This is a genomic window from Pseudomonas sp. MDT1-17 (assembly GCF_054898105.1).
In genome coordinates this window covers 2,637,513-2,653,162 of record NZ_JBUBVM010000001.1, presented here as the reverse complement: position 1 = coordinate 2,653,162, position 15,650 = coordinate 2,637,513, and the positions used below count along the sequence as shown (strand labels likewise).

The following is a 15,650-nucleotide window of genomic DNA, read 5'->3' as shown; positions in this document are numbered from 1 at the left end:
TGCCCGGATTACTCGCTGTAAATCATCTTCTTGGTCATGCCGCCATCGACCACGAACTCCTGGCCCGTGACGAAACCGGCGTTCTTCGACAACAGCCAAGCGACCATCGCCGCCACGTCCTCGACCGTCCCTACCCTGCCCGCAGGATGCTGGGCATGGTCGGCATCGGTCAGCGGTTCGGCTCGACGTGCGGAGGGGTCTCGCGCATCGATCCAGCCCGGGCTGACCGCATTGACGCGGATTTCCGGCCCAAGGCTGATGGCCAAGGCGTGAGTCAGGGCCAACAAACCGCCCTTGCTCGCCGCATAAGCTTCGGTGTCGGGTTCCGACTGCCCGGCGCGGGTCGAGGCCAGGTTGACGATCGCACCGCTGTGAGCGCGCAGGTACGGCGCACAGTGCTTGGCCAAGAGCATCGGCCCACTGAGATTGACTGCCAGTACCCGATTCCAGTACGCCAGATCAAGGCTCTCAAGGGTGATGTTGTGCGGATCGGCAACCGCCGCGTTGCACACCAACGCATCCAGGCGCCCGAATTGCCCCAGCACCTCGGCGACGCCCAACGCCACCTGCCCTTCGTTCGCGACGTCCATGGCGATGAACCAGGCATTGTCGCCGAGCACTTTCGCCACTTTCGAACCGCGCACTCGATCAAGATCTGTCAGCACCACCTGCCAGCCTTCGCTGATCAGCCACGCCGCGATACCCAGACCAATGCCCCGTGCAGCACCCGTGACCAGCGCGACGCGGCCATTGGTGCCGGTGGTCGGTGTGGACAACTCGATCACAAGGCAGCCAACCCGCGCGCCAGATCGGCTTGCAGGTCTGCCACGTCTTCCAGACCGACCGCAACGCGGATCAGGCTGTCACGAATGCCCGCTGCTTCACGCTCTTGCGGCGCCAGACGGCCGTGAGAGGTGGTGCTCGGGTGAGTAATGGTGGTCTTGCTGTCACCGAGGTTGGCGGTGATGGAAATCAGACGGGTCGCATCGATAAAGCGCCAGGCGCCCTCTTTGCCACCCTTGACTTCAAAACTCACGACCGCACCGAAGCCTTTCTGCTGACGCAGGGCCAACTCGTGCTGCGGATGGCTTTTGAGGCCGGCGTAATGGACTTTTTCGATGCCGTCCTGCTGCTCCAGCCACTCGGCCAGTTGCTGAGCGTTGGCGCAATGCGCCTTCATCCGCAGGCTCAGGGTTTCCAGGCCCTTGAGGAAGATCCAGGCGTTGAACGGGCTCAGGGTCGGCCCGGCTGTGCGCAGGAAACCGACGACTTCTTTCATCTGTTCGCTGCGACCGGCCACAACACCGCCCATGCAACGGCCCTGGCCGTCGATAAACTTGGTCGCCGAGTGCACGACGATGTCCGCGCCCATTTTCAGCGGCTGCTGCAACGCAGGGGTGCAGAAGCAGTTGTCTACCACCAGCATCGCACCTTTGGCGTGAGCGATTTGCGACAGCGCGGCGATGTCCACCAGCTCGGCCAGCGGATTGGACGGCGATTCGACGAAGAGCAGTTTGGTATTGGCCTTGATCGCTGCATCCCAGCCGGACAAGTCCGCCAGGGGCACGTAATCGACTTCGATGCCGAAGCGCTTGAAATACTTCTCGAACAGGCTGATGGTCGAACCGAACACGCTGCGCGACACCAGCACGTGATCACCAGCGCTGCACAGGCTCATCACCACCGCCATGATCGCGGCCATGCCAGTGGCCGTGGCCACGGCTTGCTCGGCGCTTTCCAGCGCGGCAATGCGCTCTTCGAACGCGCGCACGGTCGGGTTGGTGTAGCGCGAGTAAACGTTGCCCGGCACTTCACCGGAAAAGCGTGCCGCCGCGTCGGCAGCGGTAAGGAATACGTAGCTGGAGGTGAAGAACATCGGTTCACCGTGTTCGCCTTCCGGCGTGCGGTGCTGACCGGCGCGTACGGCAAGGGTATCGAACGCTACGCCTTCGAGGTCGCTGTCCAACCGACCGGCATCCCAATCCTGACTCATGCTGTCACTCCTTGCCTTGCTCGTTTAGTAGATACAAAACCGGCCCCTCAGGGCCGGTAGTTACTCAGTTGTTGTACAGATCGATGATCGCACTGACTGCCTGCGTCTTGACCTTGGAGGCATCGTTACGTGCCTGCTCGATCTTGTTCAGGTAAGCCTCGTCGACGTCGCCGGTCACGTACTGGCCGTCGAACACTGCGCAATCGAACTTCTCGATCTTGATCTTGCCGCCACCGACCGCTTCGATCAAGTCAGGCAGGTCCTGATAGATCAACCAGTCAGCGCCGATCAGATCAGCCACGTCCTGGGTCGAACGGTTATGGGCGATCAGCTCGTGTGCGCTCGGCATGTCGATGCCGTAGACGTTCGGGTAGCGAACGGCCGGTGCCGCGGAGCAGAAGTAGACGTTTTTGGCGCCGGCTTCGCGAGCCATCTGGATGATCTGCTTGCAGGTGGTGCCGCGAACGATGGAGTCGTCCACCAGCATTACGTTCTTGCCGCGGAATTCCAGTTCGATGGCGTTGAGCTTCTGGCGTACGGATTTTTTCCGTGCTGCCTGGCCCGGCATGATGAAGGTCCGGCCGATGTAGCGGTTCTTCACGAAGCCTTCGCGGAACTTGACGCCCAAGTGATTCGCCAACTCCAGGGCCGCGGTACGGCTGGTGTCCGGAATCGGGATAACCACGTCGATGTCGTGTTCTGGACGCTCGCGCAGGATCTTCTCGGCGAGTTTCTCACCCATGCGCAGGCGTGCCTTGTAGACCGACACGCCGTCGATGATCGAGTCCGGACGCGCCAGGTAGACGTGTTCGAAGATGCACGGGGTCAGGGACGGGTTAGTCGCACACTGACGGGTGTGCAGCTTGCCGTCTTCAGTGATGTAGACCGCTTCGCCCGGTGCCAGGTCGCGAATCAGGGTGAAACCGAGCACGTCCAGGGAGACGCTTTCGGAGGCGATCATGTACTCGACGCCTTCGTCGGTGTGACGCTGGCCGAAGACGATCGGACGGATGCCGTGCGGGTCGCGGAAACCGACGATGCCGTAACCGGTCACCATCGCCACGACCGCATAGCCACCGACGCAACGGTTGTGCACGTCCGTGACGGCCGCGAACACGTCTTCTTCGGTTGGCTGCAACTTGCCGCGCTGGGCCAGTTCGTGTGCGAACACGTTGAGCAGTACTTCCGAATCGGAGTTGGTGTTGACGTGGCGCAGGTCAGATTCGTAAATCTCCTTGGCCAGCTGTTCAACGTTGGTCAGGTTACCGTTGTGCGCCAGGGTGATGCCGTAAGGCGAGTTGACGTAAAACGGTTGGGCTTCGGCCGAAGTCGAGCTGCCCGCGGTCGGATAACGCACATGGCCAATACCCATGTGGCCGACCAGACGCTGCATGTGACGCTGATGGAACACGTCACGCACCAGGCCATTGTCCTTGCGCAGGAATAACCGGCCATCATGGCTGGTCACGATACCGGCAGCGTCCTGGCCGCGGTGCTGGAGGACGGTTAGCGCGTCATACAGCGCCTGATTGACGTTCGACTTACCGACGATACCGACGATGCCACACATGCGACGCAACCCCTACTTAATGGATCTGAACTGAACACAACTCACTGAGGCGTTTTGGCCATCGGCAGGAGGTGCTCCTTGAACGGTATCTCAGCGGGTACGCTGATACCGCTGGCAAGCCACTGACTGCTCCACCCGAGGATCAGGTTTTTGGACCAGTCTGCGACCAATAGAAATTTTGGCACGAGCTGTGACTCTTGCCACCACCCGTCCTGCTGTACCGGCCCCAGGCTCAACAGCCCGACCGCCACGACCACCAGCAACACGCCACGCGCGGCGCCGAAGGCCATGCCGAGGAATCGATCGGTCCCGGATAGCCCGGTGACGCGAACCAATTCGCCGATAAGATAATTGATCATCGCGCCTACGATTAACGTGGCGACAAACATGATGGCACAACCCGTGATCACACGAGCCGACGGCGTTTGGATGTATCCGGCGAGGTACTCGGACAATGAACCACCGAACATCCAGGCGACGACTCCTGCGATGATCCAGGTCACCAGCGATAGTGCTTCTTTGACGAAGCCGCGGCTTAGACTGATCAATGCGGAGATGGCGACGATTGCAACGATCGCCCAGTCAACCCAGGTAAATGGCACAGTGCAGCCTACAGACGGATAAGGCGGCGTATTTTAGCAGAGCCCATGCTTATCGGTAAGCTGCGATTGTCAGTGCATTTCAATCGGGCGATAGTTTTAACCACGCTCTGGCTGGAAACGCACCACAAAACCCTTGAGGTTCTGCTGGCGGCTCAACAAGTCACGCAGACGATCGGCTTCAGCGCGCTCGATCAGCGGTCCGACAAACACTCGATTCTTACCGTTGGCAGTACGGATGTAGGCATTGTAGCCCTGGCTGCGCAGGGATTTCTGCAAACTTTCTGCGCTTGCACGGCTAGACAGACTGGCCAGTTGCACCGACCAGCTGACCGACAGGCCATTGGCATCGACGCGGCTTTGAGTCGTGTCCGGTTTGCCCGGTGCGGCCGTGATCGACTGGCCAGGCGCTGTCGTAGGCTTGGTGACCGGAACAGGAGCCGGAGCGACCGGTTTGGCGGCAGGTGCAGGCGCCACCGGGACACTTGGGGCAATCGCTGTCGACGGCGCCTCTTGCTGAGCAATTTCATCATCACTCGGCACAGGTTCCTGAGGCAGCACTTGTGGCTCAGGCACCACCACCGGTTCGACCTGCACTTGCGGCATCGAAGGCGCTTGCGGCGCAGCCGGTGCTTCAACCGTCACTTGACGCTGTTCATCCTGACGGGAAAACAGCATCGGCAGGAAAATCACCGCCAGCGCCACCAGAACCAGGGCGCCAACCATGCGCTGTTTGTATGCCTTATCCAGCAATGCCATTTGCCGCTTCCTCCGTGGAGCGCCGGGCCAGCCATTCAAGGGCCTCGGCGACACAATAAAATGATCCGAACAACAGAATTTCGTCGTCGCTCGTCGCCAGCGCACACTGCCCTTCCAGGGCGGCGGCCACGCTGTCATACGACGTTACCGACGCGCCAAGGTTCTGCAATGCCGCGAGCAAATCGGTAACCGGGCGTGCTCGCGGTGAATCCAGCGGCGCGACGGCCCACTGCTGGACACTAGCATTCAATTCACCGACAACACCATCCAGATCCTTGTCCGCCAGCAATCCGAACACCGCCAAGCGCTTGCCGGCCGGTGGTCGGCTGGCCAGGCGGCGAGCCAGATACTCTGCCGCATGGGGGTTATGCCCCACGTCCAACAGCAGATTCAGGCGCTTGCCCTGCCAATCGAACTGACGGCGATCGAGGCGACCGACCACACGCGTCGCTTTCAGCGCTTCAATAATCTGTGCATCCACCCAAGGCAAGCCGAGCAACAGGTAAGCCTGCAATGCCAGCGCGGCGTTTTCCATCGGCAGATCGAGTAACGGCAGTTCATGCAGCTCGACCACACGCCCTTTAGCGTCTAGACCGCGCCATTGCCAGTTGTGATCGGTGATGCCGAGGTCGAAATCGCGCCCACGCAGGAAAAACGGGCAATTGAGTTCGCGCGCTTTGTCCAGCAGAGGTTGTGGAGGATTCAGATCGCCACACAGCGCAGGTGCGCCCTGGCGGAAGATGCCAGCCTTTTCATAAGCCACGGACTCACGGGTGTCACCCAGATAGTCCGCATGATCGACGCCGATGCTGGTGACCAGCGCCATGTCGGCATCGACCACGTTGACGGTATCCAGACGCCCGCCCAGCCCGACTTCCAGCACCACCGCATCGAGACTGGCGTGTTGAAAGAGCCAGAACGCCGCCAGGGTGCCCATTTCGAAGTACGTCAGGGAAGTGTCGCCACGCCCCGCCTCGACTGCCGCAAAGGCTTCGCACAGCTCGGCGTCGGTGGCTTCGACTCCATTGACCTGCACCCGCTCGTTGTAACGCAGCAGGTGCGGAGAATTGTAGACACCCACTTTCAGACCCTGCGCCCGCAGCAACGAAGCCACGAATGCGCAGGTGGAACCTTTGCCGTTGGTGCCGGTGACCGTAATCACCCGTGGCGCCGGCTTGCCCAGTCCCATGCGGGACGCTACCTTTTGCGAGCGCTCAAGGCCCATGTCGATGGCCGAAGGGTGTAACTGCTCAAGGTAGGCGAGCCACTCGCCAAGGGTACGTTGGGTCATAGGTTGGCAGGTACCGGTGGAACGACGATGGGTTCGATTGGCGCGGCGACGAATTTCGGTGTCGGCAGGCCCATCATTTGTGCCAGCAGATTGCCCAGACGCGGACGCAGTTCCTGACGGTGAATGATCATGTCGATCGCACCGTGTTCCAGCAGGAACTCACTGCGCTGGAAGCCTTCCGGCAGTTTTTCACGCACGGTCTGCTCGATCACGCGCGGACCGGCGAAGCCGATCAGGGCCTTTGGCTCACCGACAATCACGTCGCCGAGCATCGCCAGACTGGCGGAAACGCCGCCGTAGACCGGGTCGGTCAGTACGGAGATGAACGGAATGCCTTCTTCACGCAGACGCGCCAGCACCGCAGAGGTCTTGGCCATTTGCATCAGGGAGATCAGGGCTTCCTGCATCCGCGCACCACCGGAGGCGGCGAAGCAGATCATCGGGCATTTGTTTTCCAGCGCGTAGTTGGCGGCGCGGACAAAACGCTCACCCACAATGGCGCCCATCGAACCGCCCATGAAGGAGAATTCGAACGCCGAAACCACCACCGGCATGCCCAGCAGCGTCCCGCTCATGGAGATCAGTGCGTCTTTTTCGCCGGTCGCCTTTTGCGCAGCGGTCAGGCGATCCTTGTACTTCTTGCCGTCGCGGAACTTCAGACGGTCAACCGGCTCCAGGTCCGCACCCAGTTCGGCACGGCCTTCAGCGTCGAGGAAGATGTCGATACGAGCGCGAGCGCCGATGCGCATGTGGTGGTTGCACTTGGGGCAAACATCCAGGGTCTTTTCCAGCTCCGGACGATACAGCACAGCCTCGCAAGACGGGCATTTGTGCCACAGACCTTCAGGCACCGAGCTCTTCTTGACCTCGGAACGCATGATCGAAGGGATCAGTTTGTCTACTAACCAGTTGCTCATGCTTTCTTTCTCCAGTACCGGCGGCCCGAACGCTTTGGTTCGCAGCCCCGCGTATGCCCTTGAGCTAAATTCATGTGTGTGGCGATGATTGATGGGTTGCCGGGTCAGTGAAGCGTGACCTGCGTACAACCCAAAAACCCTCAGCCATGCCTGTGGACGGCGGCAGTGTGCCAGCCGTCACATCAACGTAGGAGCTGTCGAGTGAAACGAGGCTGCGATCTTTTGATCTTGTTTTTAAAAAGCAAAGTCAAAAGATCGCAGCCTCGTTCCACTCGACAGCTCCTACAGGCTCCTACGTACAGCCTTGATAAATGCCTGAATCTTTGCGTGGTCCTTGATGCCCTTGCTTGCCTCTACCCCACCGCTGACGTCCACGGCATACGGCCGAACCCGGGCAATCGCCTCGGCGACGTTATCCGCGGTCAGGCCGCCAGCGAGGATGACCGGTTTGCTCAAGCCTTGCGGTATCAATGACCAGTCGAACGCTTCGCCGGTTCCGCCGGGCACGCCTTCAACATAGGTGTCGAGCAAAATACCGCTGGCGGTTGGATAAGCATCGCAACCGGCCGCGATGTCATCACCGGCCTTGACCCGCAGTGCCTTGATGTACGGGCGGTGCCAGTCTTCACAGTCGGCTGCGGTTTCGTCGCCATGGAACTGCAACAGATCCAGCGGCACGGCGTCGAGGATTTCCCCCAACTCGCAGCGGCTGGCGTTGACAAACAACCCCACGGTGGTCACGAACGGCGGCAGCGCCTTGATGATCGAGCGCGCCTGCTGGAACGTCACGGCCCGTGGGCTTTTGGCATAAAACACAAACCCAATGGCATCGGCCCCGGCCTCGACCGCTGCCAACGCATCTTCTATGCGGGTAATCCCGCAAATCTTGCTGCGAACGGACGACATGTCGATAGAACCCCAAGGCAAATCCGAGAAAGTCCCGGATGGTAACAAAAGCGTTCGAGGGCGTCAGCCGTCAAGTTCAGAGAAGCCGGTGAGGAAGTGCGGCCCGATGTAACGCTCGGGCAATTCGAACTCGTCGCGGTACTCGACCTGCACCAGGTAAAGACCGAATGGATGCGCCGTCACCCCACCGGAACGGCGAATGCGGCTCTCCAGCACCTCTTTCATCCACTCCACCGGGCGCTCGCCAGCTCCGATGGTCATCAGTACGCCAGCAATGTTGCGCACCATGTGGTGCAGGAAGGCACTGGCACGGATATCCAGCACGATCATCTTGCCGTGGCGCGTGACGCGCAGGTGATGCAGTTCCTTGATCGGTGACTTGGCCTGGCACTGACCCGCGCGAAAAGCGCTGAAGTCGTGGGTACCGACCAGATACCGGGCCGCCTCGGCCATGCGCTCGACGTCCAGCGGGCGGTGGTTCCAGGTGATTTCATCGTTCAGGTGCGCCGGACGAATCTGATCGTTGTAGATCACGTAGCGATAACGCCGGGCAATGGCCTTGAATCGCGCATGAAAATGCGCCGGCATGACCTTGGCCCAGCTGACGCTGACGTCATGGGGCAAGTTGATGTTGGCGCCCATGACCCAGGCTTTCATCGAACGCTCGACCGGAGTATCGAAATGCACCACCTGGCCGCACGCATGCACGCCAGCATCCGTACGCCCGGCGCAGAGCAGCGACACGGGCGAATCGGCGACTTTGGACAAAGCCTTTTCGAGCGTCTCCTGCACGGTGAGTACGCCGGAGGCCTGACGCTGCCAGCCGCGATAGCGCGAACCTTTGTATTCAACGCCCAACGCGATCCGGAATAAGCCGTCGGCCGCCATTTCGGCGGCCGGATTATCTATATTTGCCAAGGAGTGACAGCCTGCTGATGTACGCAAAGGCGGGCATTATAAGGCTGTCAGGCAGGGACGCCAGAGCCGTGTGTTTTTTGGGGCCTGCGGGGGCGGGAATTATGTTGAATGTGCCGACCTCTTCGCGAGCAGGCTCGCTCCCACAGGGGTTTTGTGAATACCAGAGACTCAATGTGGGAGCGAGCCTGCTCGCGAAGACGGCCCAACAGACACCAACGCACTACCGACAGAAACAAAAACGGCAGCCTCAATGGGCTGCCGTTTTGTTTACACCTTACCGATCAGTCAAGCCAGACGCGAGAGCATTTCCTTGGCTTCGCTCTTCTGACCGTCGTCACCCTCGGTCACCACCTCATTGAGGATGTCCCGGGCGCCGTCGGCGTCACCCATGTCGATGTAGGCCTGGGCCAGATCGAGTTTGGTAGCCACTTCGTCGGTGCCGGAAAGGAAGTCGAATTCCGGCTCGTCAGCTGCGGAGGCCATAGCGTCTTCCGCTGTGAAGGTCGGCTCGCCAATGCTCTGGGATAGACGATCCAGCTCGGCGTTGACGTCATCCAGCTCGGCTGCGAAAGCATCCGGAGCGTCAGGGGCGTCCATTTCGTCAGCCAGCGACAGGTCGAAATCGGCCGGCAGCTCCAGATCGTCCAGCGCAACTTCGGGAACAGCCGGCGCTTCTGGGGCAGGTAAATCCAAGTCCTTGACGCCGTCATCCAGGCTCAGCAGGAAGTCGTCTTCGGCCAGGGTCGCCGGCGAGGCATTGCCACCCAGATCCATATCCAGGTCAAAGTCCGACAGGTCATCGAGGTTTTCCTTGATGTCGGTTTGCTGCTGCAACACCGACTCGAAGCTCAGGTCGTCATCCAACGGGAACTCGTCCAACTCAGCCGCAGACACTGGCTCTGGCTGTGCTTCTGCTTCTGGTGCAACCACTGCCGGCGAGGCCGCTTCCAGATCATCCAGACTCAAATCGAAGGCACTGTCGAAATCATCGGGCACTGTCGGTGCCGGCACTTCAGGCTCGTCCAGCAGCAGATCCTTGACGTATTGCGCGTCCAGTTCGGCAGCGATCGCAGCAGCTGCGATACCACCGGCAGCCGCAATGACCATGGCCGGGAAGCGGCTTTTGAGTTTTTCGACCTGAGCAAAGTTGTCACCATTGGCCACCAGTTGGCGCTCCTGCGCAACGAATGCATCGCGGTCACCTTGCTGACCGTAGACTTCCATCAACTTGAGGCGCAGGTCACTGCGTTGCGGCTCTTGCTTGATCCCGTCCTCCAGCAAGGCAGCCGCCTGATTCAGACGACCGGCGGTGATGTGCGACTGCGCCTTGCTCAGTACGTCGGCATCGCGCTCGGCAGCAGGCGATACCAGTGGCGCGGCGATCGGCGGGGTTACCACAACCGGAGCGATCACCGGTGCCGGTGCCGGGACTGGTGCAGGCGTTGGCGTTGGCGTTGGCGCCAGCTTCACGCTCGGCGGCGGCACTTCCAGGTCTTCAAAGATGCTTTTCGGCAGGTCGCGGTCAGCGGAGAACTCCTGCTCATCGGCCAAGTCACGGGCCATGCGCAAATGCTTCTCGGCTTCTTGCTGGGCTTTGCGGCGACGCGCCAGCAACAGCAGCAACAGCAGCAGAACCAACACACCGCCACCCACCAGGCCGAGCAGCACCGGATTGGTCAGCAGCTCGTTGAATTTTTGATCGTCGGACGCTACGGGCGTCGGTTCGATTGGCTTATCGACCGGAGGCGGAGTGGCCTCAGGCGCAGCAGCCGCTTCAGGTGCTGCCGGAGCTGCGTCCGCAGGCGTTGCCGCAGGGTTGGCCGCCAGTTCGGCTGATATCGCCGGAGCGGTTGCAGCAGCCGGTGCGCCCGCGGCACCTTCAGCCTGCAACTTGGCCAGTTGATTGTTCTTCAGTTCGATCAGGCGTTGCAGCTTGTCCATCTGGCTTTGCAGATCGGCCACGCGGCTTTTCAGTTCGGCGTTGTCACGACGGGACGTGTCGAGGCTTTCCTGGGTCACGGCCAGCTTGTTGCCCAGGTTCTTGGCATCACCCGCGGCGCCTTTGCCACCGGCCTTGCCGGACTCGGCAGAGACCAGGCTCAGGCTGTCTTTCGCCGTTTGCGACGAAGTGTCTTCACCGCGAGCGCGCTTGGTGGCATCGAGCTGCTGCTGTCCGGCCCCGGGCTTCGCCACGTAGCGACGACCCTGACGCCACGCGGTGTTCTGCGCGGAGACTTCAGCAATGGCGTTCTGTTGCGCCAGGCTGATGCTTTGTGCCTGATCCGGCAAACGCAGCACCTGACCGGTTTTCAACCGGTTGATGTTGCCGTCGATAAAGGCATCCGGGTTCAACGCCTGGATGGCCAGCATGGTTTGCTGGACCGAACCGCCGTTGCGCGACTTCGCAGCAATCTCCCAAAGGGTGTCGCGCGGCGTGGTGGTGTATTGGGTCGGCCCGGTCACTGGCGCGGTGACGGATTGCGTCGGTGCAGGTTGCGCCGCCGCATCAGCGGTCTGCGGCGAGAATTTGGACGGATCGAGCAGCACACTGTAATCGCGCAGGAGGCGACCGTTGGGCCACGTCACTTGAACCAGGAATTTGAACATCGGTTCGGACAGCGGCTTGCTGGACGTCACTCGCAGGATGCTTTTGCCGCCGGCGTTGAGCACCGGAGTAAAGCTCAGGTCATTGAGAAATGCCTGACGGTCGACACCGGCCCGGATGAAATCTTCAGGGTACGCAAGGCTCGGCACCACTTCAGCAGCGGTGAGGTCCTTGACGTCGAGCAACTCGATTTCCGCCACCAGGGGCTGGTTCAGCGTCGACTTCAGGGTCAATTCCCCGAGCCCGAGGGCATGCGCCATACCGGAGGACAGCGCCGAGGCGGCCGCTATTGCTAACACCAGTTTGCGAACTTGAACCATAGCCTCATCCTTTGTTTGAACATTCCTCGGCCAGCGAGAAGGTGTTGATAGCCGCTGCCGTAAGGCATTGCGCGCGGCGGCGAAGAGTCGTCGCGCGCGATCGTTTCATTCCTGCCACGCAAAGCCCCGGAGGGTGACCCGCCTTCAGCAGTCCGGCCAAGCATAGTGCCCAGCTGAATTCATTCGACAATTTGTTGCCAAGTATCTTTTACAGCAGGTCTTTTATCAACAATTCAGCCACCTGCACAGCATTGAGCGCGGCGCCTTTGCGTACGTTATCTGACGTCAGCCACAAATTAAGTTCCGACGGGTCGTCGATCCCGCCGCGGACCCGACCAACGTAGACCACGTCCTGCCCTACCGCATCGCCTACCGGCGTCGGGTAATCACCGGCTTCCACCAGCTCGATACCGGGTGCGTCTTCCAGGGCGGCGTTGATTTTCGCCAGGTCGATGTCGCTCGCTGACTGCAAAGTCACGTTAAAGCTATCGCCAAAAAACACCGGGGCTTGAATGCAAGTGACGGAAATCTTTAATAAAGGCAGTGCCATGACCTGACGCAGCTCGCGTACCAGGCGTTTTTCCAGCAGCGTATGCCCTTGCTCATCAGGCTTGCCGACTTGCGCCAGCAGGTTGAAGGCCATCTGCCGATCGAAGAAGGTAGGCTCCAGCGGACGCACGTTGAGCAGTTCGGCGGTTTGCCGGGCCAGCTCGGTGACGGCTTCGCGACCCTGGGCGGACACGGCCAGGCTGGCGGTCAGGTTGATGCGTTGCAGGTCGAGCAAACCGAGCAACGGCGCAAGCACGACCGCCAGCGTGGTGGCCGAAGGGCTTGGACTGCTGACCTGGAACGGCTTTTTCAAACCGGCGAGGATTTCGGCGTTGGCTTCAGGCACTACTTGCGGCGCCTGATCAGCCGGCAAGGCGCCGGACAGGTCGATCAGCGAGCAACCCGCCGCTGTGGCACGCGAAGCGAAACTCAGGGTCACCGCCGGGCCTGCAGCGAAGAACACCAGCTGGACTTTACTGAAGTCGAACTCATCGACTTCCCGCACCCGCACGTTCTTGCCGCGAAAAGGCACCGAATGCCCGGCCGATTCGCTGCTGGCGAGCAGGTGCAGATTGCCGACCGGGAAGTCGCGTTCTTCGAGAATCTGCACGAGCGTTTCGCCGACAGTACCGGTGGCGCCGATCACGGCAATATCAAAGGACTGGCTCATGGTTCTACCTCTGGCGAAACGGGGGGAGCGGCACTTTACCGGGTGGTTGGCATGCAGGCAATTCTGCCTGGGATTTGCGGTGGCAGAACCGGCCCCTTCGCGAGCAAGCCCGCTCCCACAGGGTTCGGTGACTTCCTTGTGGGAGCGAGCCTGCTCGCGAAGAGGTCGGCTCAGGCAACCGATCAACACCAGACTACCTGGAATAAAAAAACCCGCATCTCTTTCAAGGCACGGGTTCTTTCATTACTTCAATCGATCAACGCTCAAGCAGGATCCGCAGCATGCGACGCAGCGGTTCGGCCGCGCCCCACAGCAGTTGGTCGCCGACGGTGAACGCGCCGACGTACTGCGTGCCCATGTTCAGTTTGCGCAGACGGCCAACCGGTACGTTCAGGGTGCCGGTGACTTTCGTCGGGCTCAGTTCCTGAATGCTGACGTCACGCTGGTTCGGCACCAGTTTGACCCAAGGGTTGTGCTGGCTGATCAGCCCTTCGATGTCGGCAATCGGCACGTCTTTGTTCAGTTTGATGGTCAGCGCCTGGCTGTGGCAGCGCATGGCGCCGATGCGCACGCAGATGCCATCGACCGGGATCGGGCTCTTGAAGCGACCGAGGATCTTGTTGGTCTCGGCCTGGGCCTTCCACTCTTCGCGGCTCTGACCGTTCGGCAGTTCCTTGTCGATCCACGGGATCAGGCTGCCGGCGAGCGGTACACCGAAGTTTTCGGTCGGGTACGCATCGCTGCGCATGGCTTCGGCGACACGGCGGTCGATGTCGAGGATCGCGCTGGCCGGGTCGGCCAGTTGATCGGCGACAGCGGCGTGGGTCGCGCCCATTTGCTTGATCAGTTCACGCATGTTCTGCGCGCCGGCACCGGAGGCCGCCTGATAGGTCATGGCGCTCATCCACTCCACCAGGCCGGCTTCGAACAGACCACCCAGGCCCATCAGCATCAGACTGACGGTGCAGTTGCCGCCGATGTAGTTCTTGGTGCCCGCGTCGAGCTGCTGGTCGATGACCTTGCGGTTCACCGGGTCCAGCACGATCACCGCGTCATCCTGCATGCGCAGGCTGGAAGCGGCATCGATCCAGTAACCCTGCCAGCCGGCTTCGCGCAGCTTCGGGAAGACTTCGCTGGTGTAGTCGCCACCCTGGCAGGTCAGAATCACGTCGAGGGTTTTCAGCTCTTCAATGCTGTAAGCGTCCTTGAGCGGAGCAATGTCCTTGCCCACGGACGGGCCTTGGCCACCGACATTGGAAGTGGTGAAAAACACCGGCTCAATAAGATCGAAATCCTGCTCTTCCAGCATCCGCTGCATGAGCACGGAACCGACCATACCGCGCCAACCGATCAGACCTACACGTTTCATCGCAACTACACCTTCTTTAAAAAGTGGGCCGCTGCTTTCAAGAGTGAAAGTTGCAGCGGGCCCAAGAGATTACAGATTCCGCAGCGCGGCGACTACTGCGTCGCCCATTTCCTGCGTACCGACTTTAGTGCAACCGGCCGACCAGATGTCGCCAGTGCGCAGGCCCTGGTCCAATACCAGACTGACGGCCTTCTCGATCGCATCGGCCGCATCCTGCAGATTGAAGCTGTAACGCAGCATCATCGACACCGACAGAATGGTCGCCAACGGGTTGGCGATGCCTTTGCCAGCGATGTCCGGCGCCGAACCGTGGCACGGCTCGTACATGCCTTTGTTGTTGGTGTCCAGCGACGCCGACGGCAGCATGCCGATGGAACCGGTGAGCATCGAGGCCTGGTCGGACAAAATGTCGCCAAACAGGTTGTCGGTGACGATCACGTCGAATTGCTTGGGTGCGCGCACCAGTTGCATGGCGGCGTTGTCGACGTACATGTGGCTCAGTTCGACTTCAGGGTAGTCCTTGGCCACTTGCTCGACGATTTCACGCCACAGTTGGCTGGAGGCCAGCACGTTGGCCTTGTCCACCGAGCACAGCTTCTTGCCGCGCACCATGGCCATGTCGAACCCGACACGGGCGATCCGACGGATTTCGCTTTCGCTGTACGGCAGGGTGTCGTAAGCCTGACGCTCGCCGTTTTCCAGGGTGCGGGTACCGCGAGGCGCGCCGAAGTAGATACCGCCGGTCAGTTCACGGACGATCAGGATGTCCAGGCCCGCAACGATTTCTGCCTTCAGGCTCGAAGCTTCGGCCAGTTGCGGGTACAGAATCGCCGGACGCAAGTTGCCGAACAGGCCCAGTTGCGCACGAATCTTCAGCAGGCCGCGCTCAGGGCGGATGTCACGTTCAATGGTGTCCCATTTCGGGCCCCCCACGGCGCCGAGCAGTACAGCGTCGGCTGCGCGCGCACGGTCCAGGGTTTCGTCGGCCAAAGGCACGCCATGCTTGTCGATGGCGGCGCCGCCGATGACGTCGTGGCTCAGCTCGAAGCCGAGGCTGTACTTGTCGTTCGCCAGCTCCAGCACCTTGACCGCTTCGGCCATGATTTCCGGGCCAATACCGTCACCTGGGAGAATCAGAATCTGCTTGCTCATGCTTTCCTCATGTCATCAGTCGGCGTGCCCGC

The 15,650-nt window shown here is 60.8% G+C and carries 13 protein-coding genes; all 13 read right to left on the bottom strand.

Features of this window, described 5'->3' with window-relative positions:
* Positions 1-8: 8 nt before the first annotated feature.
* Positions 9-785, bottom strand: a complete 777-nt coding sequence (locus ACYZTX_RS12275) for an SDR family oxidoreductase (protein WP_462034254.1) — start codon at positions 783-785, stop codon at positions 9-11.
* Entirely contained in the window at positions 782-1,993 is a 1,212-nt protein-coding gene (locus ACYZTX_RS12270) for an O-succinylhomoserine sulfhydrylase (RefSeq protein ID WP_462034253.1), read from the bottom strand. Before ACYZTX_RS12270 ends, ACYZTX_RS12275 begins: the two co-directional genes overlap by 4 nt.
* A gap of 64 nt (positions 1,994-2,057) precedes the next feature.
* Positions 2,058-3,563, bottom strand: a complete 1,506-nt coding sequence (purF, locus tag ACYZTX_RS12265; protein WP_010456022.1) for an amidophosphoribosyltransferase — start codon at positions 3,561-3,563, stop codon at positions 2,058-2,060.
* A gap of 41 nt (positions 3,564-3,604) precedes the next feature.
* Entirely contained in the window at positions 3,605-4,165 is a 561-nt protein-coding gene (locus tag ACYZTX_RS12260; protein WP_074875247.1) for a CvpA family protein, read from the bottom strand.
* Between the two features lie 96 nt (positions 4,166-4,261).
* Positions 4,262-4,921, bottom strand: coding sequence for an SPOR domain-containing protein (locus ACYZTX_RS12255; protein WP_462034252.1), 660 nt, complete (start codon positions 4,919-4,921; stop codon positions 4,262-4,264).
* A complete protein-coding gene (gene folC / locus ACYZTX_RS12250; protein WP_462034251.1) occupies positions 4,905-6,212 on the bottom strand; it encodes a bifunctional tetrahydrofolate synthase/dihydrofolate synthase in 1,308 nt (435 codons plus the stop codon). The genes ACYZTX_RS12255 and folC overlap by 17 nt, the downstream gene beginning before the upstream one ends.
* Entirely contained in the window at positions 6,209-7,129 is a 921-nt protein-coding gene (accD, locus tag ACYZTX_RS12245; protein WP_123512527.1) for an acetyl-CoA carboxylase, carboxyltransferase subunit beta, read from the bottom strand. The genes folC and accD overlap by 4 nt, the downstream gene beginning before the upstream one ends.
* Positions 7,130-7,411: 282 nt before the next feature.
* A complete protein-coding gene (locus ACYZTX_RS12240) occupies positions 7,412-8,035 on the bottom strand; it encodes a phosphoribosylanthranilate isomerase (protein WP_462034250.1) in 624 nt (207 codons plus the stop codon).
* Between the two features lie 63 nt (positions 8,036-8,098).
* Complete coding sequence (gene truA, locus ACYZTX_RS12235; RefSeq protein WP_462037027.1) at positions 8,099-8,923, bottom strand: tRNA pseudouridine(38-40) synthase TruA; 825 nt, start codon at positions 8,921-8,923, stop codon at positions 8,099-8,101.
* Between the two features lie 315 nt (positions 8,924-9,238).
* A complete protein-coding gene (locus ACYZTX_RS12230; RefSeq protein ID WP_462034249.1) occupies positions 9,239-11,878 on the bottom strand; it encodes a FimV/HubP family polar landmark protein in 2,640 nt (879 codons plus the stop codon).
* 208 nt (positions 11,879-12,086) lie between these two features.
* Positions 12,087-13,097 carry an aspartate-semialdehyde dehydrogenase gene (locus tag ACYZTX_RS12225; RefSeq protein WP_462034248.1) on the bottom strand — a complete coding sequence of 337 codons (1,011 nt, stop codon included), beginning with the start codon at positions 13,095-13,097 and terminating at the stop codon, positions 12,087-12,089.
* Positions 13,098-13,353: 256 nt separating this feature from the next.
* Positions 13,354-14,466 (bottom strand): aspartate-semialdehyde dehydrogenase, encoded by a 1,113-nt coding sequence (gene asd, locus ACYZTX_RS12220; protein ID WP_462034247.1) that lies wholly within the window; start codon positions 14,464-14,466, stop codon positions 13,354-13,356.
* 69 nt (positions 14,467-14,535) lie between these two features.
* A complete protein-coding gene (leuB, locus tag ACYZTX_RS12215) occupies positions 14,536-15,618 on the bottom strand; it encodes a 3-isopropylmalate dehydrogenase (protein WP_462034246.1) in 1,083 nt (360 codons plus the stop codon).
* Positions 15,619-15,650 lie beyond the last annotated feature (32 nt).

Bases quoted from the DNA above. Each gene is read 5' to 3' on its own strand.
- ACYZTX_RS12270 (WP_462034253.1), bottom strand. From the start codon at position 1,993: ATGAGTCAGGATTGGGATGCCGGTCGGTTGGACAGCGACCTCGAAGGC.
- ACYZTX_RS12255 (WP_462034252.1), bottom strand. From the start codon at position 4,921: ATGGCATTGCTGGATAAGGCATACAAACAGCGCATGGTTGGCGCCCTG.
- truA (WP_462037027.1), bottom strand. From the start codon at position 8,923: ATGGCGGCCGACGGCTTATTCCGGATCGCGTTGGGCGTTGAATACAAA.
- ACYZTX_RS12230 (WP_462034249.1), bottom strand. From the start codon at position 11,878: ATGGTTCAAGTTCGCAAACTGGTGTTAGCAATAGCGGCCGCCTCGGCG.
- accD (WP_123512527.1), bottom strand. From the start codon at position 7,129: ATGAGCAACTGGTTAGTAGACAAACTGATCCCTTCGATCATGCGTTCC.
- leuB (WP_462034246.1), bottom strand. From the start codon at position 15,618: ATGAGCAAGCAGATTCTGATTCTCCCAGGTGACGGTATTGGCCCGGAA.
- ACYZTX_RS12240 (WP_462034250.1), bottom strand. From the start codon at position 8,035: ATGTCGTCCGTTCGCAGCAAGATTTGCGGGATTACCCGCATAGAAGAT.
- purF (WP_010456022.1), bottom strand. From the start codon at position 3,563: ATGTGTGGCATCGTCGGTATCGTCGGTAAGTCGAACGTCAATCAGGCG.
- ACYZTX_RS12225 (WP_462034248.1), bottom strand. From the start codon at position 13,097: ATGAGCCAGTCCTTTGATATTGCCGTGATCGGCGCCACCGGTACTGTC.
- folC (WP_462034251.1), bottom strand. From the start codon at position 6,212: ATGACCCAACGTACCCTTGGCGAGTGGCTCGCCTACCTTGAGCAGTTA.
- asd (WP_462034247.1), bottom strand. From the start codon at position 14,466: ATGAAACGTGTAGGTCTGATCGGTTGGCGCGGTATGGTCGGTTCCGTG.